The following is a 26,604-nucleotide window of genomic DNA, read 5'->3' as shown; positions in this document are numbered from 1 at the left end:
TCAAGGTCTGGCGTCGTTACGTCCGACGTCCGCCCAGCCACGAGCAGCCGACGGCGGTGACCGCGACGGTGCAGAAGATCCCGGCCGGCACGACCGTCCCGGCCAGCACCGTCGCGGTGACGAGCGCGGCGCACGCGGCGGCGAGCTCGGGTCGTCGCCGGCGGAGGCTGGAACGCAGGCCCGGGTCGGCGTTCTCCTTCGGCGTGACCACGAACCTGGCGCCCTGTCCCGCGGCGACGCGGACGACGGCACGGAGCACGACGACGGCCACGGACGCATAGAGCGCGGCGCCCCGCACGAGGAACACGACCGCGGCCAGAACGGGGCCGGCGACGGAGGCCATGGCCGGCCCCCCGTGCGACGGGCCGCCCGGCCCTCCCTCCCCGCCCGGCCCGCCCGCCCCGCCCGGCCTTCCCTCCCCGCCCGGCCCGCGACCCCGCGCCTGGCCCTTCCTCCGACCCCGCGACCGGATCCGGCGGAACGCCTCGGGCAGCAGCGGCACCGCGCCGAGGATCCCGAGCGAGACGCCCAGCGGGACGGGCAGGCCCGACGGCCGGCCGGCGTCACCGGCGGCCGCCGCCAGGGCGAGCGCGAACAGTGAGACCGTCATGGCGGCACCCACGAGCGGCGAGGCGAGGTCGACGAACACGTCCAGGCGCCGCGCGGGGCGCAGCCGGGGGTCGAAGAGCAGCCTGCCGTTGCGCCCGAGGAGCTGCATGGCGCCCTCGGTGAACTTGCCGAGCTGGGTGGTGAACGCCGTGTAGTCGGTGGGGGCGTCCTCGACGGACACCAGGTCGGGCACGTACCGGACGGTCTGCCCGCGAGCGGCGAGCTCCAGGGTCAGTGCGGCGTCCTCCGCGACGACCTCGGGGAAGCCGCCGGCCGCGCGCAGGGCGCCGACGTCGAGCAGAGCACCGCGACCGGCGAACGTGGCGATGCCGAGCGCGGAACGGCCCGCCGAGATCGCGCGCAGGTGGGTGTCGAACATCCCCCGGAAGTCGTGGGCGAACCGGGTGCTGCCGGCCCTTGAGCAGATCTGGCCCTGCACCACAGCCACGCCGTGGTAGGCGCGGAGGTGGCGCAGCGCAGTGCGGACGAAGTCCGGGCCGATCTCCTGGTCGGCGTCCAGGACGACCACGGCGTCCACCCCGTCGGCGTGGTGGCGCAGGTAGTTGTTGAGATTGCCCGCCTTGAAACCGTCCCGGTCCGCCCGCCGCACGATCTCCACGGCGCCCGGCGCGCAGCGTGCGGCGAAGGCGTCGATCGCGGCCCGGGCCTCGCCGGTGCGCGAGTCGTCGAGGATCACCGTCCGCAGCCGCCCGTGGGACTGCAGCATGCTCCGTCGCACCACGTCGGGCCGGAAGTCGTCCGCCGTCGGGTACAGGAGGGCGACCACGGAGTCCAGGTCGGGGTGCGCCGCCCGCACCCGCGAGCCGAGGGAGGGGTGCCGCGGCCGACGCGCCGCGCCCAGCAGCAGGACGGCCCGTCCGCCGACCAGCCAGGCCGCGGCGATCGCACCCGCGGCCGGCGGCGTCGTCACCCACAGTGCCGGCGTCGACGGCAGGGCGCCCGCAGTGAGCGCGAGCCACGCGAGCGCGGCGAGCCCGGCCCAGGCCACCGCGAGCGACAGCGCGGGCAGGAGGGCGGAGAACGCGCCGGCCGGGGCGGCCGGACGACGGGGACGCGGCGGGGGTCCATCGGGGCCTGTGATCACCATGCCTCCATCCCAGCGACGGCGATCTGCCTGGTCACGGGCGTGCGCACGACGTCGGTGGTAGACCTGGCACCACCCCAGGGGTCCACCGTGCTCCCTCCGCGGCCCTACCCGCCGGCGGTACCGTGAGGGCGTGCGCCGACACGACAGCCTCGCCCTCGCCCTGCGCAGGCCCGGTTACCTGGTGTCCGTGTGGCTGCCCCGGGCCTGGCTGTTCACCCTCACGAGCGCGCTGACCACGGGGCCGTTCGGGATCCTGATCTTCAGCGGCGTCCTGCGGTCGCAGTCGCTGTCCGCCCTGGTCGCCCTCTTGATGCTCGCCACGCTGGCGTGCAGCCCGCTGATCGCCCGGCTCGACCGGTTCCGCGTCTCCCTGCTGGGGCAGGACCGGATCGCCGACCCGCACACGCAGGAGCTGCTGCGCCGCCGTCTCGGGGAGGCCGCGACCTGGCGCGAGCTGCTCTACGTGGCGGCCTGCCTCGTCGTCGGCTGGGCCTGTGCCTGCGCGCACGTGCTGCTCGTCGCGGCGGTGTCGGCCGCGGTGACGATCCCGGGACGGGTGCTCGCGGGCGATCCCGTCTGGGACGTGAACCCGGCGGGCGTCGCGCTCGGCCTCGCCGTCGCCGCGCTCACCCTCCCGGCGCTGGGCTACATCGTCGGGCTGCTGGCGCTGGCCCAGGGCGCGCTTGCGCGCACGCTGCTCGCGCCTCGCGGCGAGGAGCTGCGCCGTCAGGTCGCCCGCCTGACGGCGTCGCGCGTGAACCTCGTCCGGTCGTTCGAGGGCGACCTGCGCCGCATCGAGCGCGACCTGCACGACGGCGCCCAGCAGAAGCTGGTGACCCTCGCCGTCATGCTCGGCTCCGCGGAGCTGGACCTCGCCGAGCTCGATGTTGACGGGTTGGCCCGGGCAGGGGTCGACGTCGCGCGGCTGCGCGGACACCTCGACCGTGCGCACGATCTCGCCGAGGCGGCGCTCGACGACCTGCGCTCGACGGTGCGCGCGATCCATCCCCGGGTGCTCGCCGACCACGGGCTGACCCCCGCTGTGCGCGAGCTGACGTCACGCATGCCCGTCCCGGTGAAGCTGGCGAGCACGGTGGAGGGCCGGTTCGACACCGAGGTCGAGCTCTGCGCCTACTTCGTCGTCAGCGAGGCCCTGACGAACGTGGCGCGCCACAGCCGGGCGCGCGCCGCCGCCGTCGAGGTGGCGCAGGACGGCGACGTCTTGACCGTCCGGGTCCACGACGACGGCGTGGGCGGTGCGGACCCGCGTGCCGGGACCGGTCTCGCCGGCCTGCGCGAGCGCGCCGCGGCGACCGACGGGAACCTCACCGTGACCAGCCCGGCCGGTGGGCCGACGACGGTCACCCTCCTCCTGCCCGCCCGTGCGGCCGCCGTCGTGCCGGCCGTGCCGACCGGGAGGGCCTGACGTGCGCGTCGTGCTGGCGGAGGACTCGGTGCTGCTGCGGGACGGGCTGGTCTCGCTGCTCGAACGCGTGGGCCACGAGGTGGTGCACGTGACGGGCGACGCCGGTGAGCTCGTGCGGCTGGTGCTGGCCGACGGCGCGCACGGCGAGCTGCCCGACCTGGTGATCACGGACGTGCGGATGCCGCCCCGGCGGGAGAACGACGGCATCGACGCCACGGTGGAGCTCCGGCGGCACCACCCGGCCCTGCCCGTCGTGCTGCTCTCGCAGTACGTCGCCGACGCCTATGCGCGGGACCTGCTCGCGGGCTCCTCCGGCGGGATCGGCTACCTGCTCAAGGACCGGATCGGCCGCGTGAGCGACGTCATGAGGTCGCTGGAGGTCGTCGCGGCCGGCGGGACGGTGATCGACCCACAGGTCGTCCGGTCGCTGCTCGACCGGCGCGCGTCCCCGCTGGACGTCCTGACGCCCCGCGAGCGGGAGGTGCTCGCGCTCATGGCCGAGGGCCGGTCGAACCCGGAGATCGCCGCGGGGCTCGTGGTGAGCGATGCCGCGGTGGCCAAGCACATCGGCAACGTGTTCGCCAAGCTCGGGCTCACCGCCGACGAGACCGGCCACCGTCGTGTGCGTGCCGTGCTCGCCTACCTGCGCGGCTGAGCTCCGTGTGCCGTCCTCGCCCACTCCGCCGCTCCGTGCCGGGTGCCGGGTGGCCGTCGCGCCGGGACGTGCAGCGCGACGACCACCCGGCACGCGGCGGTGTGGGGTGTGGACGGGCGGCTAGACGAAGACGCCCAGGAGGAGGACGACGAGCAGTGCGACCACCGAGAGCACCGACTCCATGAGCGACCAGGTCTTGAAGGTCTGGCCGACCGTCATGCCGAAGTACTCCTTGACCAGCCAGAAGCCGGCGTCGTTCACGTGGGAGAGGAACACCGAGCCCGCGCCAATGGCGAGCACGAGCAGCGCGGCCTGCGTGGGTTCGAGGCCGGCGGCCAGGGGCGCCATGATGCCCGCGGCGGTGATCGTCGCGACGGTCGCCGAGCCGGTGGCGATGCGGATGAGCGCCGCCACGAGCCAGCCGGCCAGCAGCGGGGTGATCCCGGCGTCGGCGATGCCGGACGCGATGACGTCGCCGACACCCGAGTCCACGAGCGTCTGCTTGAAGCCGCCGCCCGCACCCACGATCAGCAGGATGCCGGCGATCGGCGCGAACGAGGAGCCGACGAGGTCGCCGAGCTGCTGACGCGTGCGGCCGACGGCGGTGCCGAAGGCGAGCAGTGCGAACAGCGACGTGATGAGCAGGGCCACGAGGGGCTCGCCGAGGAACTCCAGCACGGTGCCGTAGCCCGTCTCCGTGGCGCCCGAGATCTCGACCACGGACCGCGCGAGCATCAGGATCACGGGCAGCAGCACGACCAGGACCGAGATGCCGAACGAGGGCTTGCGCAGCGTGGTGGTGCCGGCCTCCGTCGTGGTCGCGGTCGCCGTCGCGTTCCCAGAGGTGCCGGACGACGGCGCGCCGCCGGTGCCGCCCGCGCCGTTGCCGCCCGCGGCGTCGTCGGACATGCCGAGCACCGTGGTGGGCGGGTCCAGCTTGACCCAGCGGGTGAGCGGGATGGCGAGCAGCGGCCCGGCGATGATCACCGTCGGGATCGCGACCAGCAGGCCGAGGCCGAGCGTGAGGCCCAGGTTGGCGCCGAGCGCGTCGATGGCGAGCAGCGGACCGGGGTGCGGCGGCACCAGGCCGTGCAGCGCGGAGAGCCCGGCGAGCGCCGGGATGCCGACCAGCACGGGGTTGGCGCGCATGCGACGCGCCACGATCATCACGACCGGGATCAGCAGCACCACGCCGACCTCGAAGAACAGCGGGATGCCGACGACGAACGCGATGAGCGCCATGGCCCACGGCAGCCGCTTGACCGGCGTCTTGTCGAGGATCGTGTCGACGATCTGGTCGGCGCCGCCCGAGTCGATGAGCAGCTTGCCGATGATCGCGCCGAGCGCGATGAGCACGCCGACGCCCGCGACGGTGGATCCGAGGCCCGCCGTGAAGCTGGTGAACGTGTCCGTCAGGCCCACCCCGGCCACGATCGCGAGCACGCCCGAACCCAGCACGAGCGCGAGGAACGGGTGCATCTTGAGCCAGACGATCAGCGCGACGATGACGACGATGCCGATGAGTGCGGCGAGGACGAGCTGCGGGGTCGAGGCGGTCGGGGCGGTGTCCGCCGCGGCGGCGGAGACCGTGAGGGCCGAGCCGGTGAGAGTAGAGCCGGTGAGAGTAGAGCTGGTGAGCGCAGAGCCGGTGAGCGCAATGGCGTCGAGCATCAGGCGTCCTCTCCCAGCAGGTGCAGGATCTCGTCGACGATCTGGTCCGGGCGCGGCGTGACGTCCACGGAGAACCCGGGCTCGTCGTCGGCCAGCGGCTCCAGCGCGGCGAGCTGGCTGTCGAGCATCTCGGGCTTCATGAAGTGCCCGGCGCGCCCCTGGATGCGGGTGCGCAGCAGGTCGTACGAGCCGGTGAGGTGCACGAACTGCACGCTGCCGTTCGTGCCACTGCCCGCCGTCTCCAGCAGGTCGCGGTAGCTGCGGCGCAGGGCGCTGCACGGCACCACCGCGCTGCGCCCCTCGTTCAGCTCCTTGGCGAACCAGTCGCGGATGCCGCGCAGCCAGGGCCAGCGGTCGTCGTCGTCCAGGGGGTGGCCCGCGGCCATCTTGGCGACGTTCTCGGGCGAGTGGAAGTCGTCGCCCTCGGCGAACGACGCGCCGAGGCGCCCCGCGAGCAGGGCCGCGACGGTGGTCTTGCCCGAGCCGGCCACGCCCATCACGACGATGGCACGGGGCGCGGGATCGGTACCGGCGGGCCCGGCCGGGCCGCCGCTTGTCTGGGTCGAGAACATCGCTGTCTCGGTGACGTCTGTGTCCATGGCACCTATCTTCACCCATTGATGACACCATTCGCGCGTGATTCATGTCACCAATGGTGTGACCAATCGGCCGGGCGAAGCGGTGCCAACTAGGCTGGGCGGATGGCCCCCGTGCTGCACAGCCCCGTCCTCGACGCCCTGGGCCGCCGCATCACCGCTGGTGAGCTGCCGGCCGGCGCCGTGCTGACGCTCGACGGGATCGGCAGCGAGTTCGGGGTGTCCCGCACGGTCGCGCGCGAGGCGATGCGGCTGCTCGAAGGCCTCGGCCTGGTCCGGTCCGGCCCTCGCGTGGGCATCGTCGTGCTGCCGCACGCGGCGTGGAACGTGCTCGACCCCCGGGTCATCGCGTGGCGCCTGGACGGCCCGGGCCGCACGTCGCAGCTCCGTTCGCTCACCGAGCTGCGTCAGGCGGTCGAGCCGCGGGCGGCCGCCGGGGCGGCCCGTGGCGCGACGGCGGCGGTGCGCGACGAGCTCGTCGCCACCGCCAGCCAGATGCGCAAGCTCGGTGAGGCGGGCGAGGGCGACGGCGCGGAGTTCCTCGCGCTCGACATCCGCATGCACGAGCTGCTCATGCGCTCCAGCGGCAACGAGCTGTTCACGGCGCTCGCCGACGTCGTCGCCGTCGTGATCTCCGGGCGCATCCACCTCGGCCTCATGCCCGCCTATCCCGTGCCGGAGGCGCTCGACGCGCACGAGGCGGTGGCCCGGGCGGTCGCCGCGGGCGACGCCGAGGCCGCCGAGGAGGCGATGGCGCGCATCGTGCGCGAGGTGCGCGGCGCGCTCGACGACGGCCCGGCGTCCGCGCACCCCGCTCAGGCCTGACCGCCGAACCAGCTTTCCTGCGCGGCGTCCAGGCCTGCGGGCGCGTCCCAGTCCTTGACGGGCTCGGAGAACTCCCACTGGTACCCGAAGGGGTCGACGCACTCGAACACGCGGTCCCCCCAGGCCTCGTCGGCCGGCTCCGACGTGATGGTGCAGCCGGATGCCCGGCAGTAGTCGTAGCTCGCGGCCAGGTCGTCCACGCCCAGGCCGACGGCGACGCCGAGCCCGCGCGGGCCGCGCTGGGTGAGCCGTTCGCGCTCGCTGTCCGGGAACGGCATGCCGACCAGGGCGTCGACGATGAGCTGCACCTCGCCGCGCGCCAGGATCGTCATCACCGGGCCGCCGTCGGGGCCCGGGATCGAGCCCACCTCCTCGAAGCCGAAGCCCCGGTAGAGCTTCGCCGCCGCGACGACGCCGTCCACCCGCAGGCCCACTCGGAACGCTGCTGCCACCACTGGTGCCTCCCTGGTCGTGTCGCCGTCGGCGCGCCTGTCGCTCCATTTGGGTACGGCGTACGCAAACTATAGTCGATGTCGGCGCGCCGTGCGGGTGACGTGCAGTGCGGGTGACGTGCAGTGCGGGTCACGTGCCGCGCGGGTGATCAGCAGCGCGGGCGTGTAGCGCGGGCAACGAGCGGTGCGGGTGACGAGCGCTGCAGGTGACGAGTCGGAGGAGGCAACGCATGGCAGAGCCGGGCGACGAGCGGGACCGGGCGCGGACCCTGGACCTGCTGTGGGGCACGCGGGTGTCCTCCGGGCTCGGTCGCAAGCCCGGGCTGGGCCTCGACCAGATCGTGGCGGCTGGCGTGGCGGCCGCTGACGAGGGAGGCCTCGACAACCTGTCGATGCGGCGCGTCGCCGACCGGCTGGGGGTGGGGGCGATGTCGCTCTACCGGCACGTGCGAGGAAAGGCGGAGCTGCTCGATCTCATGGTCGACCGGGTGCTCGCCGAGGTGCGGTACGACGTGCGCCACGACGAGGAGGGCGGGTCGGTGGGATCGGGCGGCGCGGGCGGGTCGGACGGCGTGGGCGAGCAGGGCCGCGCGGGCGGGTCGGTCGGCGTGGGCGGGTCGGTCGCCGCGGGCGGCGCCGGCGACGGGAACGTCTGGCGCTCGCGGCTGGAGCGGGTCGCGCACGAGAACCGGGCGCTCTTCGAGCGGCATCCCTGGCTGCTGGGCCGGTTCGAGAGCAGGCCTCCGCTCGGGCCCGGGACGATCGCCAAGTACGACGCCGAGCTGCGCGCCGTCGACGGGATCGGGCTGAGCGACGTCGAGATGGACCTCCTGCTGACCCTGGTGCTGGGCTATGCCCGGGACGCGACGGTCGGCCTGCTCGCGTGGCGGTCGCTCCCCGAGCGGTCCGGCCAGGACGACGCGCAGTGGTGGGCGGTGCACGCGCCCCACATGGAGCGGGTCCTGGGGGACCGCTACGCGCTGGCCGTGCGGGTCGGCACCGCCGCGACCAGCCAATACGGCGGCCTGCACGACGCCGAGCGCGCCTGGGAGTTCGGCCTGTCGCGAGTCCTGGACGGGATCGAGGCCTTCGTCGGGCGCGCCCGGTCCTAGGCAACTCGTCGTCGGCTCGGCGCAGGCAACTCAGGCGCAGGCCATTCTGTCGCAGGCAATTCTGTCGTGGGCGGCTCCGTGGTCGGCAGCTCCGTGGTCGGCAGCTCCGTCACAGGTGGTCGGTCGCAGGCCCGGCCCGGGGAAGCGTTAGATCGCGGCCAGCAGCGGCAGCCGGACGGCGGGCGGCAGCGGCGCGACGTCGGGCCGGGCGCTGATCGACTGGAGCTGCAGCGCCGCGAACCGGCGGGAGGCGGCGACCGCGGCCTTGCGGGACGAGGCCCGGATGCCGGAGTTCGCCATGATCAGCATGATCAGGTCGTCGAGGACGAAGTCGCGGCGCAGGCCGCCGGAGTCCTTTGCACGCTGGATCAGCTCGGCGAGCGACCGCAGGGTGTGCGTGCGCTCGCGGGCGAAGTCGAGGGCCTTCGGGAACGCCGTGACGAACGCCGCGGTGAAGCCGCGGTCCAGGGCGTGCATCACGCACACCTCCTCGATCACCGCACCGAGCCCGTGCCACGGGTCGGGGTCGGCCAGACCCTGCTCGACGATCCGCGAACAGGTCGCCATCTGCTCCCCGAACGCCTCGGTGACCAGCGCCTCCTTGGTCGGGAAGCGCCGGTACAGCGTCGCGGGCCCGACGCCGGCGCGCCGGGCCAGCTCCCGCATCGGCACATCGATGCCGTGCTCCGCGAACGTCGCGCGCGCGACCTGGAGGATGCGCTCGCGGTTGTCCCGCGCGTCGGACCGCAGCTCGCGGGCCGGGTACGGCTCCAGGGCCTCGGGCGGCGCGGTCTCGGGAAGCGCGGATGCGGATCGCGCGGTCTCGGACAGCGCGGATGCGGACGGTGCGGAACTGGACGGCGCGGAACTGGCCGGTTCGGCCCCGGCCGGTGCGGAACTGGCCGGTTCGGCCCCGGCCGGTGCGGAACTGGCCGGTTCGGCCCCGGCCGGTGCGGTCTCGGACGACACGGTCTCCAGCTGCTCGGTCATGACTCTCGCTTCGCCGAAACGGACGGTGTGTTCCACTCGCGCGAATCATCATCGCACCCCGGCCTGCCGGCTCCCGCCTTGAGCTCCCGCGCTGAGCGTCAGCCGTCCGGCTCCGGCCCGTGTTCCGCACTGACTTGCCGCCCCGAGATTCGCCCCGACATTCCGCCCTGAGATTCGCCCTGACTTGCCGCCCTGAGACTCGCACTGACTTGCCGCCCCGAGATTCGCCCCGACTTACCGCCCTGAGCTCCGCCTCGCGGTCCCGCCTCCGGCCCGCGGCCGGTGGGCGGCCGGTGCGCGGTTCCGGCCCCGGAAAACACGTCGCAGGGGAGCCCGCGTTCTTGCCACACTCCTCCGGTGCGGATCAGCAGGGTGCAGCCGGACGGGCTGCACGCGACGCCGGGGTATCACCATGTGACGATCGTCGAGGAGGGCCGGACCGCTCATCTCGCGGGCCAGTGTCCGCTCGACGCGGCCGGCGCGTTGGTCGGGGCTGACGACCCGCTGGCGCAGGCGGACCAGGTCGCCGCCAACGCCCTGGTGGCGCTCGCCGCGGTCGGGGCTGCGCCGCAGGACGTCGTCCGCTCCGTCGTCTACGTCGCGACCGACGATCGTGCCGTGCTCGCCGGGGTCTGGCACCGACTGAACGCCGGCCCGCTCGCCGAGGCGTTCACCACCGCGAGCACCCTCCTGGGCGTCACGGTGCTCGGCTTCGCCGGTCAGCTCGTCGAGGTCGACCTGACGGCGGCCCTCGCCGACTGACTCGGCTGACCCACCCCGGCTGACCCACCCCGACTGACCCACCCCGACTGACCCACCCCGACTGACTCACCCCGACTGACCCACCCCGACTGACCCACCTCGGACGGGCACCCGCGAATGACCATGCATCTGCTGCCAGGACCGGCATCGGCCTGGCAGCAGGTGCATGGTCAAAGGGGGCGGGCGCATCCGGCTGGGTGGGGCAGCGGCCGCCCGGCTCGGCCGGCCCATCGGCCCGGCTGGCCTGGCCCATCGGCCCGGCCCCCCGCTCGCCGCCGCCCGCTCGACGCCGCCGGGCCTGCAGCCGCCCGCCCCACGCCGCCCGCCCGCTCGCCGCCCGCCAGGCCCCGGCACCACTCAGTTCTGCAGCAGCACCTTGATCGCGCGCCGCTCGTCCATGGCGCGGTAGGCCTCCGCGACCTCGGACAGCGGCAGGGTCAGGTCGAAGACCTTGCCCGGGTCGATCTCGCGCTTCCACACCAGGTCCAGCAGGTGCGGCAGGTACGCACGGACCGGCGCGATGCCGCCGTGGATGCCCTTGTTGCCCCAGAACAGGGTGTCCGTGGGCAGGTCGCCGTGCGGCACGCCGACCAGCCCGATCATGCCGCCCGGCCGGACCAGCTCCACCGACTGCGCACGGGCCTCGGCGGTACCGACGCACTCCAGCACCGCGTCCGCGCCGATGCCCTCGGTCAGCTCCAGGACCTTGGCGAGGCCCTCCTCGCCGCGCTCGGCGATGATGTGCGTCGCGCCGAACTCCTCGGCCACCTTCTGCCGCGACGCGTGCCGGCTCATCGCGATGATCGTGGTGGCGCCGAGCTGGGCCGCGGCCAGCACACCGCTCAGCCCGACGGCGCCGTCGCCCACCACGACGACGCTGGAGCCCGGCCCGACCCCGGCCGAGACGGCCGCGTGCCAGCCGGTGCACATCACGTCCGAGAGGCTCAGCAGGCTCGGGATCAGGTCGGCGTCCGGCTCGCCCGGGGTGGCGAGCAGGGTGCCGTCCGCGTTCGGGATCCGGATCTTCTCGGCCTGGCAGCCGTCGTAGCCGCCCCCGTGCAGGCAGTTGGCCTGCATGCCCTTGCGGCACACCGCGCAGGTGTTGTCGCTGTGCAGGAACCCGCCGACCACGAAGTCGCCCGGCTTGACGGTGGTGACGTCGGCGCCGACCTGCTCGACGACGCCGACGTACTCGTGGCCGATCGGCGTGGGCCGCTTGACCTCGGAGATCCCGCGGTAGCGCCAGAGGTCCGAGCCGCACACGCAGGCGGCGACGGTCCGGATCACGGCGTCGGTGGGTTCGACGACGGCGGGGTCCGTCCGCTCCTCGAAGCGGACGTCCCCGGGCCCATGAATGATTGCTCCTCGCATGCCCCCATTCAACACGCGTCGTGCGGATGAGGGAGTGTCTGTCGTGACCCCTCGGCCCGGCCGAGGGACGCGCTCAGCCCTGCGCGGCGCGGACGACGTCGACCAGCGGGGTGGCGGGGCGGCCCAGGAGACGCTCCAGGTCGTCGCTGTCGGTCTCCAGGTCGCCGGCGGCGATCGACGCGTCGAGCGCGGCCACGAAGCCGGCGGTCCCCGCGTCGAGGCCGACCTGCTGGAGCTCGGCCGCGTAGTCCGCCACCGAGAGGTCGCGGTAGGTCACCGCGGTGCCGGTGACCTCGCTGATCGTGGCGGCCAACTCCGCGAACGTGAACGCGGGTCCGCCCAGCTCGTGGACGACGACGGGCACGGTGCCGTCGTCCGCGGCCGAGCCGGCGGCGTCGTCGGCCAGCAGGGCGGACGCCGCCGCGCCGGCGTAGTCCGCGCGCGGCGCGGCCGAGACCTTGCCGTCCGCCGCCGCCCCGACGATCTCACCGCGCTCGAGGTACTCGGCGAGCCGGTCGGTGTAGTTCTCGGTGTACCAGCCGTTGCGCAGCAGGGTGGCCGGGATGCCGGACGCGCGCAGCACCTGCTCGGTGGCCTGGTGCTCCCCGGCCAGCGGGTTGGAGGTGTCGTCGGCCTTGAGGATGCTCGTGTAGGCGATGCGCTCGACGCCGGCGGCCTGCGCGGCGTTGATCACGGCCGTGTGCTGCGGTACGCGGGCACCCGGCTCGCTGCCGGAGACGAGCAGCAGCCGCTGCACCCCGGCGAGGGCGCCGGGCAGGGTCTCGGGGCGGTCGTAGTCGCCCTCGCGGACCTGCACGCCGCGCTCGGCGAGGTCGGCGGCCTTCTCCGGCGTGCGGGCGATCGCGACGATGTCGGCGGCGGGCACGCCGCGGGACAGCAGCTCCTCGACGACGAGGTGGCCCAGGTGTCCGGTCGACCCGGTGACGGCGTAGGTGGTCATGGTTCTCTCCAGTTCGCGGTGCGGTGTGTGCCGAGCGGCGTGTTGGCCAGTTGCCAACGGACAGCACTAACGAATCGAAAGTACACCACATTCCGAGTGTGCGCGGTACCCTGAGGCCGTGAGCATCACCGATCTGGACCCCGCCGACCTTCCGGGCGACGCCCCGAGCGGGCCGCCTCAGGAGCTGGTGACCGATGTCTTCGCCCGTGGGTGCACGTCCCGGGCGGCCTTCGAGGTGGTCACGTCCAAGTGGGCCTCGCTCGCGCTGCTCGCGCTGGGGGAGGGCAGCTACCGGTTCAACGCGCTGCGCCGCCGCGTCGAGGGCGTCAGCGAGAAGATGCTGTCCCAGACACTGCAGGCCCTGGAGCGGGACGGCATGGTCACGCGCGACGTCGTCACCACCATCCCGCCGCGCGTGGAGTACGGGCTGACGCCGCTGGGCGAGCAGGTGGCGCAGCGCCTGCGCGCGCTGGCCGATCTGCTGGAGGCCACGGCGGCGGCGTCGGCCCGGGAGGCGGCCGGCGCGCCGGAGGCGGACGGAGCGACGGGGCCCGACCCGAGCCGCTGACGCGTCACTGCACGCGCGAGACGTGGTAGTGGCTGATCAGCCAGCGGCCCTCCTCGCGGACCGCGACGATCGTGAGGTAGACGTTGACCGGTCCGCCGGGACGGTCGAACCGCACGGCGGCGTAGCCGAGTGCCGCGTCGTCGCCCAGGGCGCTGGTGCGGATCAGCGTGTGCTCGGCGGTCAGCCCCACGGGCTGCTTGCCGTAGTACGCCGAGACGGCGTCGCGCCCGAAGGACGGCTCGGGGTCGAAGCCCTGGAACAGGGCGTCCGGTGTGAACTGCGCGGCGATGTGCTCCAGGTCGCGGCGGCGGATGCCGTCGGCCCAGCGGTCGAGCAGCGCGGAGATCGCCGTGGTGGCGTCGTCCCGGGCGGTGCGCTCGGTTACTGCCTGGTTCGTTCCTGCCCGGTTCGTTCCTGCCCGGTTCGTTCCTGCCCGGTTCGTTCCTGCCCGGTTCGCGTCAGGCCCGCTGGTGTCGTGCTGGATCATGATCCTTCTCCTTCTTCGTGTCCCGGTCCGGGACCGGCGAGCTGGGTGGCCGGACGGCCCGGCCGAGCGTGGGGCGGCCCGTGCGGGCCGCCCCGGCAGGGTCAGTGGCCTGCGATCTGCCCGCCGTCGACGTGCAGGAACTCGCCCGTCACGAAGGGCGACTGCTCCAGGTAGAGGACGCCGCGGGTGACGTCGTCGATCTCGCCCATGCGTCCCAGTGGGTGCAGGCCCGCGAGGGTCTCGTGGGTCTCCTCCGGGTGCATCGGGGTCTTGATGACGCCGGGGGAGACGGCGTTGAAGCGGATGTTCTCGGCCGCGTACTCGACGGCCAGGGCGCGGGTGGCCGAGGCGATGCCGCCCTTGGTCACGGAGGCGAGCGCGGACGGGAACACCGAGAGCGGGCTCTCCACGAGGGTCGTGGTGATGCTCACCACGTGGCCGCCGCCGGCCGCCTGCATCAGTGGGATCGCCCGCTGCGTGAGGTGGAAGAAGCCGGCGACGTTGATGCCGACCATCGTCTCGAGGTCCGCGGTGGTGTACTCGGTGAAGCGCTTGGCGATGAACACGCCCGCGTTGTTCACGACCGTGTCGACGCGGCCGAAGCGCTCGACGGCGGTCTTGATGATCCGGTCCGCGGTCGCGGGGTCGGAGACGTCTCCGCTGACGACGGCGAGGTCGTCGGCCTCGTCGCGGTCGATGGAGCGCGAGTTGGCGACGACGGCGTACCCGAGGTGGCGGTACGCGTCGACCAGGCCGGCGCCGATGCCCTGGGAGGCTCCGGTGATGACGGCAACCTTGCGAGTGCTCATGGTCTTCTTTCCTTGGTAGACGGTCGGTCAACTATTGGGGTTTCCAGTTATAGTTGACCGGTCGTATGCTGTCAACATGCCGAGAAGCTCAGATGGTCGTGAGCGCCTGATCGAAGCGGGCGTGGAACTGTTCTCCCAGCGTCCCTACGGCTCGATCGGTGTCGCGGAGCTGTGTGCGCGCGCCGGCGTGAACAAGGGGTCGTTCTACTACTTCTTCCCGTCCAAGGAAGCGCTGGCGCTGGCCGTGATCGACCGGCACTGGTCGTGGCAGAAGGGCGTGTGGACCGGGATCCTCGACGGCCCGGGCACCCTGCTCGAGCGGCTCCGCGGCCTGTTCGACGCCACGGCGCAGATGCAGGTCGACGCCCTGACCGGCACCGGCTGGGTGGCGGGCTGCCTGTTCGGCAACCTCGCTCTGGAGGTCAGCTCCCAGAACGAGCCGGTGCGCCTGCGCCTGCAGGACATCTTCGACGAGCAGATCGAGATGATCTCCGCCAGCCTCGCCGCGGCCGTCGGGTCCGGGGACATCCAGCCCCCGGCCGACGGCGTCGACGGGGCCGCCAAGGCGATCGTCGCCCAGCTCGAGGGGCTCGTGCTCTTCGCCAAGGTGTTCAACGACCCGTCGCAGCTCGACGCGCTCTGGCGCAACAGCCTGGCGCTCCTGGGCCTGACGGCCCCGGCCGCGGCCTGAGCGGCCGGGCCCGGTGGACCCGGTGCACCCGGCGGTGGGCCGGGTCGTGGGCCGGTCGTGGTCTACGCTGCGCGCGTGACGGATCGCGGAACAAATCAGGACATGACGGGTGTGGCGGCTGACGGCGGCGCGCCGGTCCTGTCGCCCGACGCGCATCGGCTGGACCTCGGGCGGCTCGGCGCGATCACCCTCGTGGTCGGCATCCTGCTGACCGGCCCGCTCGGCTGGGCGTGCGGCTACGCCGTCGTGACCGACCCGGACCCCGCCGTGAAGTGGATCGCCGGGTTCTTCGGCCTGCTGTTCGGCGGCCTGTGCGTGCTGTTCGTCGCGTCGTTCTGGCGGGTCACCCGGCCGCGCGGCATCGTGGTCGACGTCGCGGGCATCTGGTTCTGGCACGGCACGTCCTGGGACCTGGTCCGCTGGACCCAGGCGGAGCGCGTCGGGCTGGCGTACGAGCTGCCGCCGGAGCTGCCCACGATCGGCGGCCCCGTCGACCATCTGAAGGCCAGGGTGAGCGGCTGGATCAAGGGCAAGATCTTCGGCGTCCTGCGCGTGACCGACAAGCGGGGCATCGCGCTGGAGATCGTGCCGATGCGCGAGGAGGACCTGGCCGGGATACCGCGGCTGGCGCGCTACCGCGCCAAGGGCCCCGCGAGCGCAGCGGACGGTCCGACGCCGACACCGTGGCGCGTCCCGCTGCCCGGCGGGTACCACTCGTTCGAGAAGCTGGTCGCTGCGGGCGAGCGGTTCGGCGGACACACCTGGGAGGGCTGGTTCCGTCGGCAGTGGACCGGCGGCGCAGGCCGCGGGCCGCGCGCGACGGACTGACGGCGTCGGGCCGGAGCGTCTACCCGACTGGCACGCGACCCGGCCCGGCCAGGTCGACGGCCCACGTCTCCCGGATCAGCGCGCGGCCCGACTCGGTCACGTCCAGGCCCAGGCCGGACCGGTGCCGGGCCACCCAGCCGGCGTCGAGGAACCGCGCGCCGACGGCGGAGCCGAGCGCCCCCGCGAGGTGCGGCCGGCGCTCCGTCCAGTCGAGGCAGGCCCGGGTGGTCGGACGCCGCGCGGCGACGGCGCCGTCGACGTCCACCCCGAGCTGGCCCAGCCCGACCGCGCCCGCGTCCGTAAGGGTCAGCTCGTCGCGGCCGGCGAGCCAGCCGGACCGGACCCAGGCGTCCGTCAGCCCGGTGCCGAGGCGCCCCGCGAGATGGTCGTAGCAGAACCGAGCGGCGGCCAGGTACTCGGCGCGGCGGCTGCGGCGGTACCCGGAGACGGGCGCGGCGTCGGACAGCATGCCGAGGGACTCCAGCGCGGCCGCGACGTCCGGCCCCGCGAGGGCGTAGTAGCGGTGCCGACCTCGGGTGTGGGCGGTGACGAGGCCGGCGTCGACCAGGACGGCCAGGTGTCCCGACGCGGTCGACGCGCTCACGCCCGCCGCCGTCGCCAGCTCGCCCGCCGGGCGGCGGGTGCCGTCCAGGAGCAGGTTGAGGAACACGGAGCGCGCCGGCGTGGACAGCGCCCGTCCCACCACGGTGAAGTCTCGGTCCCGGGTCATCGACCGACGGTACGGCGCGGACATTTCGGCGTCCACCGAAGGGTTTCCGACCTACGGTCCCGGCATGAGCCAGCCACGCATCGCCCCGCAGGGGACAGCCCAGCCCGCGTCGCCCCCGTCATCCGTGAACCAGCCACACCCCTACGCGACCCGCCTGCACTGGGCCGGGTCCACCGGCGGCGGGATCCGCTCCTACTCCCGCGACCACGTCGCGACCGCCGCCCCCGCCACACCGGTCGTCGAGCTGAGCGCCGACTCCGCCTTCCGCGGCGACCCCGACCGGCTCAACCCGGAGCAGCTCGTGGTGCTGGCGGCGTCGTCGTGCCAGCTGCTCTCCTTCCTGGGCGCCGCCGCCCGCGCCGGCGTGGACGTGCTCGCCTACGACGACGCGGCCACCAGCCACCTGGACCTGACCGCCACGCCCGCGCGCCTCGGCACGATCCGCCTGGCCGTGACCGTCCGGGTGGCGGCCGGGACGGACGAGGCCCTGGTGCGAGACCTGGCGGAGCAGGCGCACCACGCCTGCTACGTGGCCGCCTCCCTCGCCGTCCCCGTCGAGGTCACCGTGACGGTGCTGGTCGGAGCGGTGACGGTCGGATGAGCACCCACCTGCGAGACCTGGAGGTCCGCCTGCCCGACCGTCCCGGGACGCTCGCGGACCTCGGCGAGGCCCTCGGCGCGGCGGGCGTCAGCCTGGAGGGCGGCGGCGTGTTCACGGTGGGCGACGTCGCCGTGGCCCACTACCTGGTGCACGACGGCGACCGGGCACTGCGCGCCGTCACCGCCGCGGGGCTCGGGCCGGCGGTGGTGCGCGACGTGGTGCTGGCGCGGTTGGACCAGGAGACGCCCGGTCAGCTCGGCACCGTCGCGCGGCGGCTGGGGGACGCGCGGGTCAACGTGCGGGTCCAGTACAGCGACCACGGGGGCAACCTGGTGCTGCTGGTCGCGGACGACGACGTCGCGTCCTGCCGGGAGGTCGTCGCGCCATGGGGCCGGGAGACAACTCACCTTTGAGGCCCGGGTTTCTTCGCTTTGGGGCCGCCCAAAGCGAAGAAACCCGGGCCTCAAAGGGGATGTCGGGCGGCCCCGCAGGGGAGTCGGTAGACGAGGCGGGGCGTGAAGTCCCGGTCGGGGTCCAGGTCGTCCAGGTCGAGGTGGCCGAACAGCCGCGCGCCCACGCTCGACGTCTGGACGACGGCGGCGCTGCTCGCCCGGAGCGTGTCGAGCAGCAGGTTGGTCTGCAGGAAGGGCGCCAGGTGGTTTGACCTGGAGCGTCGGCTCGAACCCGCCCAGTGGGCGGGCGGCCTGCTCGGTCTTCTCCGGCGAGCGTCCGACGACGGCGACGCGGTGGCCGGCGTCGGACAACAGGCGCGCGGCCGCCGCGCCGATCCCGTCGCTGGCACCGGTGAGCGCCGGGGCGCCGCACCGGGTGCCGATTCCGAACAAGTTTTCCGGCCGTGAATAGCCTTCTGACCTGCGCTTTTCACCCTGACTAAATGTATATGAATGCGAAAAGCCGGATAAACCAGTTGTAGGAAATGTTCAGCGTGTTCACACTCGATGTCGGGTTGCTGCCCAGCGGCCCGGCTCCTCAGGAAACACACCAACACGGGGGTTGGCGATGTCCGAGGCACGTGCGCACCACCTTGTCAGCACCTGGTTGCTCCGGCGTTGGTTGGCGCTGGCCGTAGCGGTCGGTTTCTCGGCGTCATTGCTGATCGCCGTCGCACCGCAGCAGCAGGCCGAGGCGGCCTCCGTGCCCCAGGCCGCCACGGCGGGGCAGGGCCCGGCCGACCGGGCGATGCCGGCCGGGGTGCGGCGGTCCACCGCCTACGCCGAGGACGAACGTCCGCCGGTGGTGCCGGAGGCCGTGCGGGCCGGCGGCGAGCCCGCGGAGGTGACGCCGACGGCGTGGCGAGCGCTGACGACCCCCACCGCAACGAGCACCCGCCCGAACGCCGCCGCCGCGAGCTTCACCGGGATCGACCTGCGCCCGGGCTTCCTGCTCGGCGACACCTCGCTGGTCCTGTACTTCGACAGCGGCGACGTCGACCCGGACTGGACCGCCGCCGTCGTGCGCCTGTACGAGGGGGACGACCAGACCGAGCAGGAGTCGGTGCGGCTGAGCCGTGCGGAGCTGGAGGGCCCGCGGTTCTGCGGTGAAGCGGACTTCTGCCGGAGCTTCGGCGCGGAGGACGGCTGGGAGCTCGACGAGGACAGGACCTACTTCGTCACGGTCGCGGCGGTGCTGCCGGGCGGCGACGAGGTGGTCTCCGACCCGTCGGGCGACTCCCGGCCGCGCGCGACGATCCTGCCGCCGGCGATCCCCGACGACCAGGCGGCGGGCTGCGGCTGCGGGAACGCGCTGGCCCCCACCGCCGTCGGGCAGGCGAAGCGCGGCGTGGGCGTCAACACGGGCACCGGCGCGTTCGTGCGCGTCGAGCGCGACCTGCAGATGGCGTCGTTCGGCATCTCGTTCGGCAGCGCCCGCACCTACTCCTCGGCGAACAACCGTCAGGGGCCGTTCGGCGTGGGCTGGGCGTGGTCGTACGACATGCGCGTCACGCCCACGGACGACGGCGTCATCGTGCGCGCCGAGGACGGAGCCGAGGCGCTCTACACCCCGGACGGCGACGGGTACACGCGCCCGCCGGGCGTGCGCTCCAACCTGCGGAAGGACGGCGACGGCTGGTCCCTGGTCACCCCCGGGCAGGTGCGCTACCAGTTCGACGCCGCCGGCCGGCTCTCGGCCGTGCTCAGCCCGCGCGACGACGGCGTCCGCCTGGCCTACGTCGAGGTCGACGACCACGGCGCCGGCGGCGCGGGCCGGGACGTGGACCGCGACGAGGTCCGGATCACCGACGCGTCCGGACGCACCGTCGTCGCCCACCTGGCCGACGGGCTGATCGAGAAGGTGGCGCTGCCCGACCGCCGTCAGGTGCGGTTCGAGTACGCCGACGGCCTGCTCAGCAAGGTGAAGGACGCCCGCGGGAACGTCTGGGCGTACCGGTACGACGCCGAGGGCCGCCTGGCCGAGGTGGTGGACCCGCACGACGTGGTCGCGGTGCACAACGAGTACGGCACCGGCGGGCGCGTCGTCGCCCAGCGCGACGGCGTGGGTGCCGAGATGACGTTCGCGTGGGACGCGGACAAGCAGGAGGCGCGCAGCACCGACGCCGACGACGTCTCCGTGTACGACGGCTACCGCGGCAACGTGCTGCTCTACAGCCAGCGCAGCACCGGCGACGCCGACAACCACCGGTACAACGCCCGGCTGGACCGCAACCTCGTGGTCAACGGCAACCAGTACCAGCACGTGGTCCGGTTCGACGCGCAGGGGAACCCCACGCAGGCCGTGGCGCCGCAGGGCTTCGACGAGAGGACGAAGTACGACGACCGGAACAACCCGATCGAGTTCACCGACGCGAACGGGAACGTCTGGAAGAACACGTACAACGCGTTCGACGAGCTGGTGCGCAGCGTCGACGCCGAGGGCAACGACGTCACGCACGAGTACGACGACCGGGGCCTGCGCACGTCCACGACGGACCAGCGGGACAAGGTCACGCGCTACGAGTACCTGCCGGACGGCGAGGAGAACGCGGGGCTGCTGTCCGCCGTCGTCTCGCCGGAGGGGCGCCGCAGCGAGTACTTCTACGACAAGACCGGGCGCCAGGTGGCGCAGACCGACCCGCGCGGCACCGCGGACCCGCGCGACCGGCGGCGCTACACGACGCAGACCCGCTACGACGAGCAGGACCGCGTGGTCGAGGTCGAGGAGCCGGGCAAGACCCACGGCTGGCGGTCCGTGTACGACGACGTCGGCCGGCTCGCGCGCGAGATCTCGCCCGAGGGCGTGGTCAGCAGCTACAGCTACCTCGACAACGGCCTCCAGTCGAAGGTCGAGGCGGGCGGCCGGGTGCTCGTGTTCGATTACACGGCGGCCGGACGGCGCAAGGCCGAGGGCGTGCGGATGCGGGGCGACGACCTGACGACGTCGTACACGTACGACGCGAAGGGCCTGGTCAAGACCGTGACCTCGCCGCGTGGCAACGTGCCGGGCGCGAACCGGGCGGACTTCACCACGGAGTACTTCTACGACGCGAACGACAACCCCGTCCGGATGCGCATGCCGTACCCGGGCGGCAAGCACGTGGACCGCGACATCAAGGTCGACGCCCTGGACCGCACGACGGCGTCGATCAACGAGCTGAACAAGACCTCCAGCTTCGAGCGGAGCAACACCGGCCAGGTGAGCTCCGTGACGGACACCAAGGGCCGTACCACCACGATGGGCTACGACAAGAACGGCCGGCAGACCCGGCGCACCGACGCCGGGGACAAGACGACCCGCACCGAGTACGACGCCGCGGGCAACAAGATCAAGGAGATCTCGCCGGTCGGCGGCGTCACCACGTACGCGTACACGGACGACGGGCTGCTCGCGTCGGTCACGGAGCCGCGCGGCAACGTCGAGGGCGCCGACAAGGCGCGCTTCACCACGCGCTACGAGTACGACCTGGCGGGCAACCGGGTGCGCGAGATCGACCCGCTCGGCAACACGACGTCGACCACGTACGACGAGAACAGCCGCCCGACCGAGGTGACGGACGCGCGCGGCGGGACCACGTACGTGGCCTACCGCGACGACGACCAGGTGAGCCACGTGCGCCAGCCGGACGCGCCGCGGCTGCCGCTGTTCTCGCAGGCGTTCGCGACCGTGCTCGCCTACGACGACGACGGCCGCGTGGTCGGCGTCCGCGACCCGCAGGGCGGGCGCACGCACGTCACCTACGACGAGGCCGGCCGCCCGCAGGCGACCACCGACCCGCTGGGCCGGACCACCCACGTCGGCTACGACGCGGAGTCGAACGCAGTCTCGTCGATCACGACCGACCGGGGCGAGGACCTGGACGACCTGAGCGAGGCCGAGCGGGCCGAGCGCACCATCACCTCGGTGTACGACCTGCGCAGCCGCTTGACCAGCCAGCAGGTCGGCTCGAACGGGCCCGGGTACACGTACGGGTACGACGCGAAGGACCGGACGACGTCGTACGGCGACCCGCTGGGCGTGCGCACGGTGACGTACGACGACGAGGACCAGATCACCAAGGTGGTCCGTGAGGAGGCGAACCAGGCCGCCGAGACCTTCACCTACGGGTACGACCAGCGCGGCAACATCACCGACCGCACCTACCCCGACGGCACGAGGATCACCTCGACGTACGACGACGACTCGCGGCTCGCCTCCACGACGGCGGCCGGCGGCTCGGCGGGCGCGAGCAGCGCACGCTGGGAGTACGCGTACGACGTCGCCGGGCGGCGGACGGCGACGACGCTCCCGGCGGCCACGGGCCTGACCGAGGAACGCGCGTACGACGACGCGGGCCGCCTCATCTCGATCGGCACGGAGCGCACCGGGGACCCGGTCGACGGCGTGCAGGACCCGGTGTCGGCGTTCGACCTGACGCTCGACGAGGTGGGCAACCCGACGAAGGTCATGACGACGCGCGGCGGCGTGACCGAGGGGGTCGCCTACGCGTACGACGACGCGAACCGCGTGACGGACGCCTGCTACGCGGCCCACGAGTGCGGCCCGAGGAGCAAGGCCGCCGGCCGGATCTCGTACGAGTACGACCTGCTGGGCAACCGGACCGAGCAGAAGCGGACCGGTACGGCGGGCGACGACCTGACCCGGTACACCTACGACCACGCGAGCCAGCTGCTGCGCGAGGTCACGTTCGGCAAGGACGACCGCGGGCCGAAGGTCGAGCGCAAGGAGTACGGCTACGACCTGCTGGGCAACCAGACACGCGCAGGCGACGACCGGCTCGAGTACAACCTGGACAGCACGCTGGCCCGCGCGACCGTGGGCGGGGTGCGGACGAACTACACCTACGACGCGACACGCATGCGGCTGGACGCGATCACTGGGGTGGGCGCGGGCGCGAAGACGCGGCACTGGTCGTGGGACGTCAACGGGTCGCTGGAGAACATCGCCGTCGACACCCTGACGGACGTGAACGGCGTGGTGCAGGGCCGGCAGGCGTTCGCCTACGGGCCCACGGACGAGCCGCTCGCGCTGCTGGAGTCGCAGGGCGGGCCGCACGTCTACACGCACGACTGGCTGGGCGGCGTGGCGAATATGCTCTCGGCCGACGGGCAGGTCGAGGAGGGGTACGACTACGACCCGTTCGGCAACCCGCGGCAGGGGGCGACGCTCGCCGGGGCGGTCGCCGAGGCTGCTGGGGGTGCCGCGGGCGAGGACGGCGCTGCTTCGGGTGACGGCGCTTCGGGTGACGGTGCTTCGGGTGACGGTGCTTCTGCTGACGGCGCGACGCTGACCGGCGTCGGGCCGCTGGCGGACGCGCAGCCCGGGGACACGGTCAAGAACCCGATGCGGTTCGCGGGCGCGTACCTCGATCCGACGACGGGCGAGGGCAACTACGCGATGCGGGCGCGGAACTACGACCCGGGCACGGGGCGGTTCTCGACCATGGACCCGGCGGGCGCGCAGCCGATCGGTTCGTCGCCGTACGCGTACGCGGGCAACAACCCCATGGTGTTCACGGACCCGACGGGCGAGCGGGAGATCGAGGGCCCGACGGGCGGCGGCACCACCGAGAGCCCGACCGGCGCGGACACGACGTCCAACCCGAACGACCCCGGCGCCGAGGTCGAGGGCCCGAGCGCCGAGGACGTGGCGAAGGCGCAGCAGCTCCAGGGCAAGTCGATGCTCGACGTCATCCTGGAGGCCGGCGGGCAGATCCTCATGGAGTTCCTCGGGATCAACGACCTGATGAACTGCCTGAACGGCGACCTGGGCGCGTGCGTGATGCTCGTCGTCGGCGCGCTGCCCTGGGGCAAGATCTTCAAGGCGGCGAAGATCGGCGAGGCCATCTACAAGGCCGGCAAGGCCGTGCTGACCTTCTCCAGCGAGCTCAAGTGGGCCCAGAAGATTCTCTCGGGGGCCAAGAAGGCGAAACAGGCCGCGGAGGCCGCGAAGGCGGCGGCTGCGAAGGCGGCTCGGGAGGCGGCGGCCAAGGCGGCGAAGGCGAAGGCTGCGGCGGACGCGAAGGTCAGACAGCTCGCCGCAGAAGCGAAGGCGAAGGCGCGGGCGCAGGCGGCCAAGAAGAAGGCTGACACCACAGGCAAGGGCGACAGTGCCAAGCCCGTTGAACCGAAGCCGCGGTGCGAGACCGCCAACAGCTTCGTGTCAGGCACCTTGGTGCTGCTGGCGGACGGCGCTCGAAAGCCGATCGAGAACATTGAGCCTGGGGACGAGGTGCTTGCCGGAAATGAGGTGTCCGGCGAGCGAGCCGGCACACGGTTGGTGACTGCGCACATCAGAGGCGAGGGCACGAAGACGCTTGTCACGGTCACCCTTCGGGACGACGACGGCGACAAGCAGCAGATAGTCGCGACTGACGGGCACCCGTTCTGGAACGCGGCGCAGGAAGCGTGGGTCGACGCGATCGACCTACGTTCCGGTGACTGGCTCAGGACGAGTGCGGGCACGTGGGTCCAGGTCGTTGGTGTCGAGGTTGAGCGCAAACAAGCAGTGGTGCACAACGTCTCGGTGGACCGTGACCACACGTACTACGCAGTCGCGGGTGATGTGGCCGTTCTCGTCCATAACTGCGGGAATCTCTATGACGGCGACGGATGGCAGCATGTTCTGAACGAACATGTCGACGGCAGCCCGGGCGTCACTCCTACCAACACGACGTTCTCGCAGTACCTGGAGCTGGACGACATCGGCGGCCTGATCGAGGATGCGGCACAGACTCAGGGAAAGAAGAACTATCCGGATCCGGCAACTGGGCAGCCGCGAGACGGCACGATCCACACAGTCGATATGCAGTATCCGATCGGGTCGCGTGGTGAGACCATCATCGAGGTGATTCTCAACCCGAACGGGTCGCTGCGAACGGCGTATCCCAGATGACGAATGAAACGGTGTTCGAGCTCGTGTGGCGAACCGGCGCGGTGGGTTCGAGTGCGGACCTGACATGGAGGTACATGGGCGCCGCCATTTCGATGCACACCACCTACGTGGGGAACGGTCTGGGATCGCTGGTGCGCTCAGCGTTGGACCTCAGGTGCGGGTCGAGCTCCGCCATCGCAGTTCTGCCGGGTGAGCCAGGGGGAACGTACTTGTTCTTTCAAGACGCGGCACGTGAGGTTTACGTGCAGGTCGTCCAGTTCCCGGACGTATGGTCGGAGGAACGCTGGGGCGGTGGAGACCTCCTCTGGTCAGGTCGTCTCCCGGTTGCGGAGTACATCTCCCAGGTCGTGGTCGTTGCGGACAGCGTGATCGCACAGCACGGTGGTGCCGACGAGTACTCGAAGGACTGGGGCGGCATTGAGTTCCCGATGAGCGATGTGTCGAAGCTTCGGTCTCTAGGACCAGTACGTGAAGATGACTGCGGATAGGGAGGCAACGACGCGTGACGGCTCTTCAGGCGTGGTCGACGTGCTCGCGGCAGCCACCCTGAAGCGAAGTCCGTTCTGTCTCAGGCCGAATGTGCTCGTCGGGTGCGGGGGTGATGGCATTGTGCGCGACCCGTTTCTTCCTGGGCAGTTGGTGCCTGATTCAGGTGCGCAGGCTTCGTGATCCCTCGCTCGTCCTTGCTTTCTCGTTCGCGACACTCGTTGCTGTCATGTGGCTGCGGCTGCGAGCCGCGAAACGGCGTGCGGCCGATGCAGAGTGGAAGGCTGCCGATGCTGACCGCTGGTCCGCGAAGGTCGCAGGTGAGATAGGCGTTGCGCGTCGACAGCTCGGGGAACACGAACGGCGCCTGCGGGAGACGGAGCGTCGGTTGTTGCTGGCCGAGCATGACGGGCTTACCCGGGTATGGGCCCGCGGGGCATGGGCGCGGCGTGTCGAGCACGCCCTGGACCATGGCGTTCCGTTCGTTCCGGCTGTTGTCCTGATCGCGGATCTTGACTCCTTCAAGTCGATCAATGACACCTACGGGCATGATGCGGGTGACCGGGTGCTGCGAGCCGTGGCGGAGCGCTTGCGAAGTCACTTTGCGCAGGACGACCTGATCGGTCGGTGGGGCGGCGATGAGTTCGTGCTCGCGCTCCACGCGTTTCCGGCGCCGGACGAGCTGGACAGCCTTCGAGCGGAGATCGCGGAACCGATTTGGGTGCGTGGAACCGCCTTGAGCACTGCAGTTTCGTTGGGCATCGCAGAGGTGCTTCCGGGGTCGAACCTCGGCGCCCTGATAAGGGCTGCTGACACCGCACTCTACGAGGCCAAGCGCTGGGCGCGACGCCGCTCGGAGGCAAAGATCAAGCGCGACGCGCGCAGATGGACGTCGTCATCCACTTGTCGTCGTGGCGACGCGAGCAGGCCTGTTCGACAAGACTGAGCCAGATCACCTGCTACGCCACCTCGACATGCTCGCGGGCCGCCTCGACGAAACTGAAGATGCTCGCCTTGGCCGCGTCGCGGGCATCGCTGAGCTCGTCGGCCGGGAGGTCGGACGTGAGCAGGTCGATGTCGTCCATCGCCTGCTGGCCCAGCTCGATCAGCTCCTTGGACTCGGTCACCAGCTGGACCCGGAAGAGCGCTTCGAGCGCGTTCGTGCGCATCCGGTAGCTCTCGTACCTGAGCGCTTCGGGATCTCCGGCGCGCTCCCGGTGCTCGGCGAACCAGCGGTCGATCTGCGCCCGGCGCAGGTTGACCAGCGCGCCGCCGAACGTCGTGTACGCGCTCACCCGCTCCTGGCGCAGGCGCTCGCCGCGTTCGAAGCGCTCCGCGTCGGCGCGGTTGCGGCGCTGGAAGTAGTGGGTCGCGAGCGAGCCGAGCAGGGTTCCGAGGACGGCGACGACGCTGGTCACGATGATTTCCACGGCCGAAGCCAACCACGGCCCCGCGTGGTTGAGAAGGGCGCGGGCAACGCACGCAGGAGCAGGCTGCGCAGCGTCGGAGTGACGAGCGA

24 protein-coding genes are annotated in these 26,604 nt (G+C 72.4%); 13 read left to right on the top strand and 11 right to left on the bottom strand.

The window, feature by feature from the left end; genetic code table 11:
• Positions 1-16: 16 nt before the first annotated feature.
• Positions 17-1,717 (bottom strand): glycosyltransferase family 2 protein, encoded by a 1,701-nt coding sequence (locus tag ACH45N_RS16375; RefSeq protein WP_397395679.1) that lies wholly within the window; start codon positions 1,715-1,717, stop codon positions 17-19.
• A gap of 130 nt (positions 1,718-1,847) precedes the next feature.
• Here ACH45N_RS16375 and ACH45N_RS16370 point away from each other — a divergent pair, with 130 nt between their 5' ends.
• Both ACH45N_RS16370 and ACH45N_RS16365 read left to right on the top strand, forming a co-directional pair.
• The gene (locus ACH45N_RS16370; protein WP_397395677.1) at positions 1,848-3,143 is read left to right on the top strand and encodes a sensor domain-containing protein; all 1,296 of its coding nucleotides are present in this window, start codon (positions 1,848-1,850) and stop codon (positions 3,141-3,143) included.
• Position 3,144: 1 nt separating this feature from the next.
• The gene (locus ACH45N_RS16365; RefSeq protein ID WP_397395675.1) at positions 3,145-3,798 is read left to right on the top strand and encodes a response regulator; all 654 of its coding nucleotides are present in this window, start codon (positions 3,145-3,147) and stop codon (positions 3,796-3,798) included.
• 120 nt (positions 3,799-3,918) lie between these two features.
• Here the strand turns inward: ACH45N_RS16365 and ACH45N_RS16360 are convergent, their stop codons facing one another.
• A complete protein-coding gene (locus tag ACH45N_RS16360) occupies positions 3,919-5,469 on the bottom strand; it encodes an SLC13 family permease (protein ID WP_397395673.1) in 1,551 nt (516 codons plus the stop codon).
• Positions 5,469-6,041 carry a gluconokinase gene (locus ACH45N_RS16355; protein WP_397397483.1) on the bottom strand — a complete coding sequence of 191 codons (573 nt, stop codon included), beginning with the start codon at positions 6,039-6,041 and terminating at the stop codon, positions 5,469-5,471. The genes ACH45N_RS16360 and ACH45N_RS16355 overlap by 1 nt, the downstream gene beginning before the upstream one ends.
• Before the next feature lie 129 nt (positions 6,042-6,170).
• Here ACH45N_RS16355 and ACH45N_RS16350 point away from each other — a divergent pair, with 129 nt between their 5' ends.
• The gene (locus ACH45N_RS16350) at positions 6,171-6,890 is read left to right on the top strand and encodes a FadR/GntR family transcriptional regulator (protein ID WP_397395671.1); all 720 of its coding nucleotides are present in this window, start codon (positions 6,171-6,173) and stop codon (positions 6,888-6,890) included.
• Here ACH45N_RS16350 and ACH45N_RS16345 read toward each other — a convergent pair.
• Positions 6,881-7,342 carry a VOC family protein gene (locus tag ACH45N_RS16345; RefSeq protein ID WP_397395669.1) on the bottom strand — a complete coding sequence of 154 codons (462 nt, stop codon included), beginning with the start codon at positions 7,340-7,342 and terminating at the stop codon, positions 6,881-6,883. The two genes, ACH45N_RS16350 and ACH45N_RS16345, sit on opposite strands and share 10 nt — an antisense overlap.
• A gap of 230 nt (positions 7,343-7,572) precedes the next feature.
• On the opposite strand from ACH45N_RS16345, the gene ACH45N_RS16340 reads away from it, so the two are divergent.
• Complete coding sequence (locus ACH45N_RS16340; RefSeq protein ID WP_397395667.1) at positions 7,573-8,454, top strand: TetR/AcrR family transcriptional regulator; 882 nt, start codon at positions 7,573-7,575, stop codon at positions 8,452-8,454.
• Between the two features lie 147 nt (positions 8,455-8,601).
• Here the strand turns inward: ACH45N_RS16340 and ACH45N_RS16335 are convergent, their stop codons facing one another.
• Positions 8,602-9,444, bottom strand: a complete 843-nt coding sequence (locus ACH45N_RS16335) for a TetR/AcrR family transcriptional regulator (protein WP_397395665.1) — start codon at positions 9,442-9,444, stop codon at positions 8,602-8,604.
• Positions 9,445-9,801: 357 nt separating this feature from the next.
• On the opposite strand from ACH45N_RS16335, the gene ACH45N_RS16330 reads away from it, so the two are divergent.
• Positions 9,802-10,206, top strand: coding sequence for a RidA family protein (locus tag ACH45N_RS16330; RefSeq protein WP_397395663.1), 405 nt, complete (start codon positions 9,802-9,804; stop codon positions 10,204-10,206).
• 357 nt (positions 10,207-10,563) lie between these two features.
• Here the strand turns inward: ACH45N_RS16330 and ACH45N_RS16325 are convergent, their stop codons facing one another.
• Entirely contained in the window at positions 10,564-11,577 is a 1,014-nt protein-coding gene (locus tag ACH45N_RS16325) for a zinc-dependent alcohol dehydrogenase family protein (RefSeq protein WP_397395661.1), read from the bottom strand.
• A 73-nt stretch (positions 11,578-11,650) separates the two neighbouring features.
• Positions 11,651-12,538, bottom strand: coding sequence for an SDR family oxidoreductase (locus ACH45N_RS16320; RefSeq protein ID WP_397395659.1), 888 nt, complete (start codon positions 12,536-12,538; stop codon positions 11,651-11,653).
• Positions 12,539-12,656: 118 nt separating this feature from the next.
• Between ACH45N_RS16320 and ACH45N_RS16315 the strand changes: the two genes are divergently transcribed.
• The gene (locus ACH45N_RS16315; RefSeq protein ID WP_397395657.1) at positions 12,657-13,106 is read left to right on the top strand and encodes a winged helix-turn-helix transcriptional regulator; all 450 of its coding nucleotides are present in this window, start codon (positions 12,657-12,659) and stop codon (positions 13,104-13,106) included.
• Between the two features lie 4 nt (positions 13,107-13,110).
• Here ACH45N_RS16315 and ACH45N_RS16310 read toward each other — a convergent pair whose 3' ends face one another.
• A complete protein-coding gene (locus tag ACH45N_RS16310) occupies positions 13,111-13,593 on the bottom strand; it encodes an SgcJ/EcaC family oxidoreductase (protein WP_397395656.1) in 483 nt (160 codons plus the stop codon).
• A gap of 101 nt (positions 13,594-13,694) precedes the next feature.
• On the bottom strand, positions 13,695-14,402 hold the full coding sequence (locus ACH45N_RS16305; protein WP_397395654.1) for an SDR family NAD(P)-dependent oxidoreductase: 708 nt from the start codon (positions 14,400-14,402) through the stop codon (positions 13,695-13,697).
• Between the two features lie 76 nt (positions 14,403-14,478).
• On the opposite strand from ACH45N_RS16305, the gene ACH45N_RS16300 reads away from it, so the two are divergent.
• A complete protein-coding gene (locus ACH45N_RS16300; protein WP_397395652.1) occupies positions 14,479-15,093 on the top strand; it encodes a TetR/AcrR family transcriptional regulator in 615 nt (204 codons plus the stop codon).
• Between the two features lie 102 nt (positions 15,094-15,195).
• Positions 15,196-15,921, top strand: a complete 726-nt coding sequence (locus ACH45N_RS16295; RefSeq protein WP_397395650.1) for a hypothetical protein — start codon at positions 15,196-15,198, stop codon at positions 15,919-15,921.
• A 19-nt stretch (positions 15,922-15,940) separates the two neighbouring features.
• Here the strand turns inward: ACH45N_RS16295 and ACH45N_RS16290 are convergent, their stop codons facing one another.
• Entirely contained in the window at positions 15,941-16,651 is a 711-nt protein-coding gene (locus ACH45N_RS16290) for an ArsR/SmtB family transcription factor (RefSeq protein WP_397395648.1), read from the bottom strand.
• Between the two features lie 64 nt (positions 16,652-16,715).
• On the opposite strand from ACH45N_RS16290, the gene ACH45N_RS16285 reads away from it, so the two are divergent.
• The 5 genes from ACH45N_RS16285 to ACH45N_RS16265 all read left to right on the top strand — a co-directional run bounded on the left by ACH45N_RS16285 (position 16,716) and on the right by ACH45N_RS16265 (position 26,031).
• Complete coding sequence (locus ACH45N_RS16285; RefSeq protein WP_397395646.1) at positions 16,716-17,252, top strand: OsmC family protein; 537 nt, start codon at positions 16,716-16,718, stop codon at positions 17,250-17,252.
• Positions 17,249-17,665 (top strand): ACT domain-containing protein, encoded by a 417-nt coding sequence (locus ACH45N_RS16280; protein WP_397395644.1) that lies wholly within the window; start codon positions 17,249-17,251, stop codon positions 17,663-17,665. Before ACH45N_RS16285 ends, ACH45N_RS16280 begins: the two co-directional genes overlap by 4 nt.
• 607 nt (positions 17,666-18,272) lie before the next feature.
• Positions 18,273-24,599: a polymorphic toxin-type HINT domain-containing protein gene (locus tag ACH45N_RS16275; protein ID WP_397395642.1), complete on the top strand. Its 6,327-nt coding sequence runs from the start codon at positions 18,273-18,275 to the stop codon at positions 24,597-24,599.
• An 11-nt stretch (positions 24,600-24,610) separates the two neighbouring features.
• Entirely contained in the window at positions 24,611-25,087 is a 477-nt protein-coding gene (locus ACH45N_RS16270) for a hypothetical protein (protein WP_397395640.1), read from the top strand.
• A gap of 113 nt (positions 25,088-25,200) precedes the next feature.
• Positions 25,201-26,031, top strand: a complete 831-nt coding sequence (locus ACH45N_RS16265) for a GGDEF domain-containing protein (protein ID WP_397395638.1) — start codon at positions 25,201-25,203, stop codon at positions 26,029-26,031.
• Between the two features lie 13 nt (positions 26,032-26,044).
• On the opposite strand, the gene ACH45N_RS16260 is transcribed toward ACH45N_RS16265, so the two are convergent.
• Positions 26,045-26,515 (bottom strand): hypothetical protein, encoded by a 471-nt coding sequence (locus ACH45N_RS16260; protein WP_397395636.1) that lies wholly within the window; start codon positions 26,513-26,515, stop codon positions 26,045-26,047.
• Positions 26,516-26,604 lie beyond the last annotated feature (89 nt).

The organism is Promicromonospora sp. NPDC019610, assembly GCF_044389365.1.
Taxonomy (GTDB): Bacteria; Actinomycetota; Actinomycetes; order Actinomycetales; family Cellulomonadaceae; genus Promicromonospora.
The sequence above is the reverse complement of the archived record's forward strand: the minus strand, read 5'-3'. Positions and strand labels throughout refer to the sequence as shown.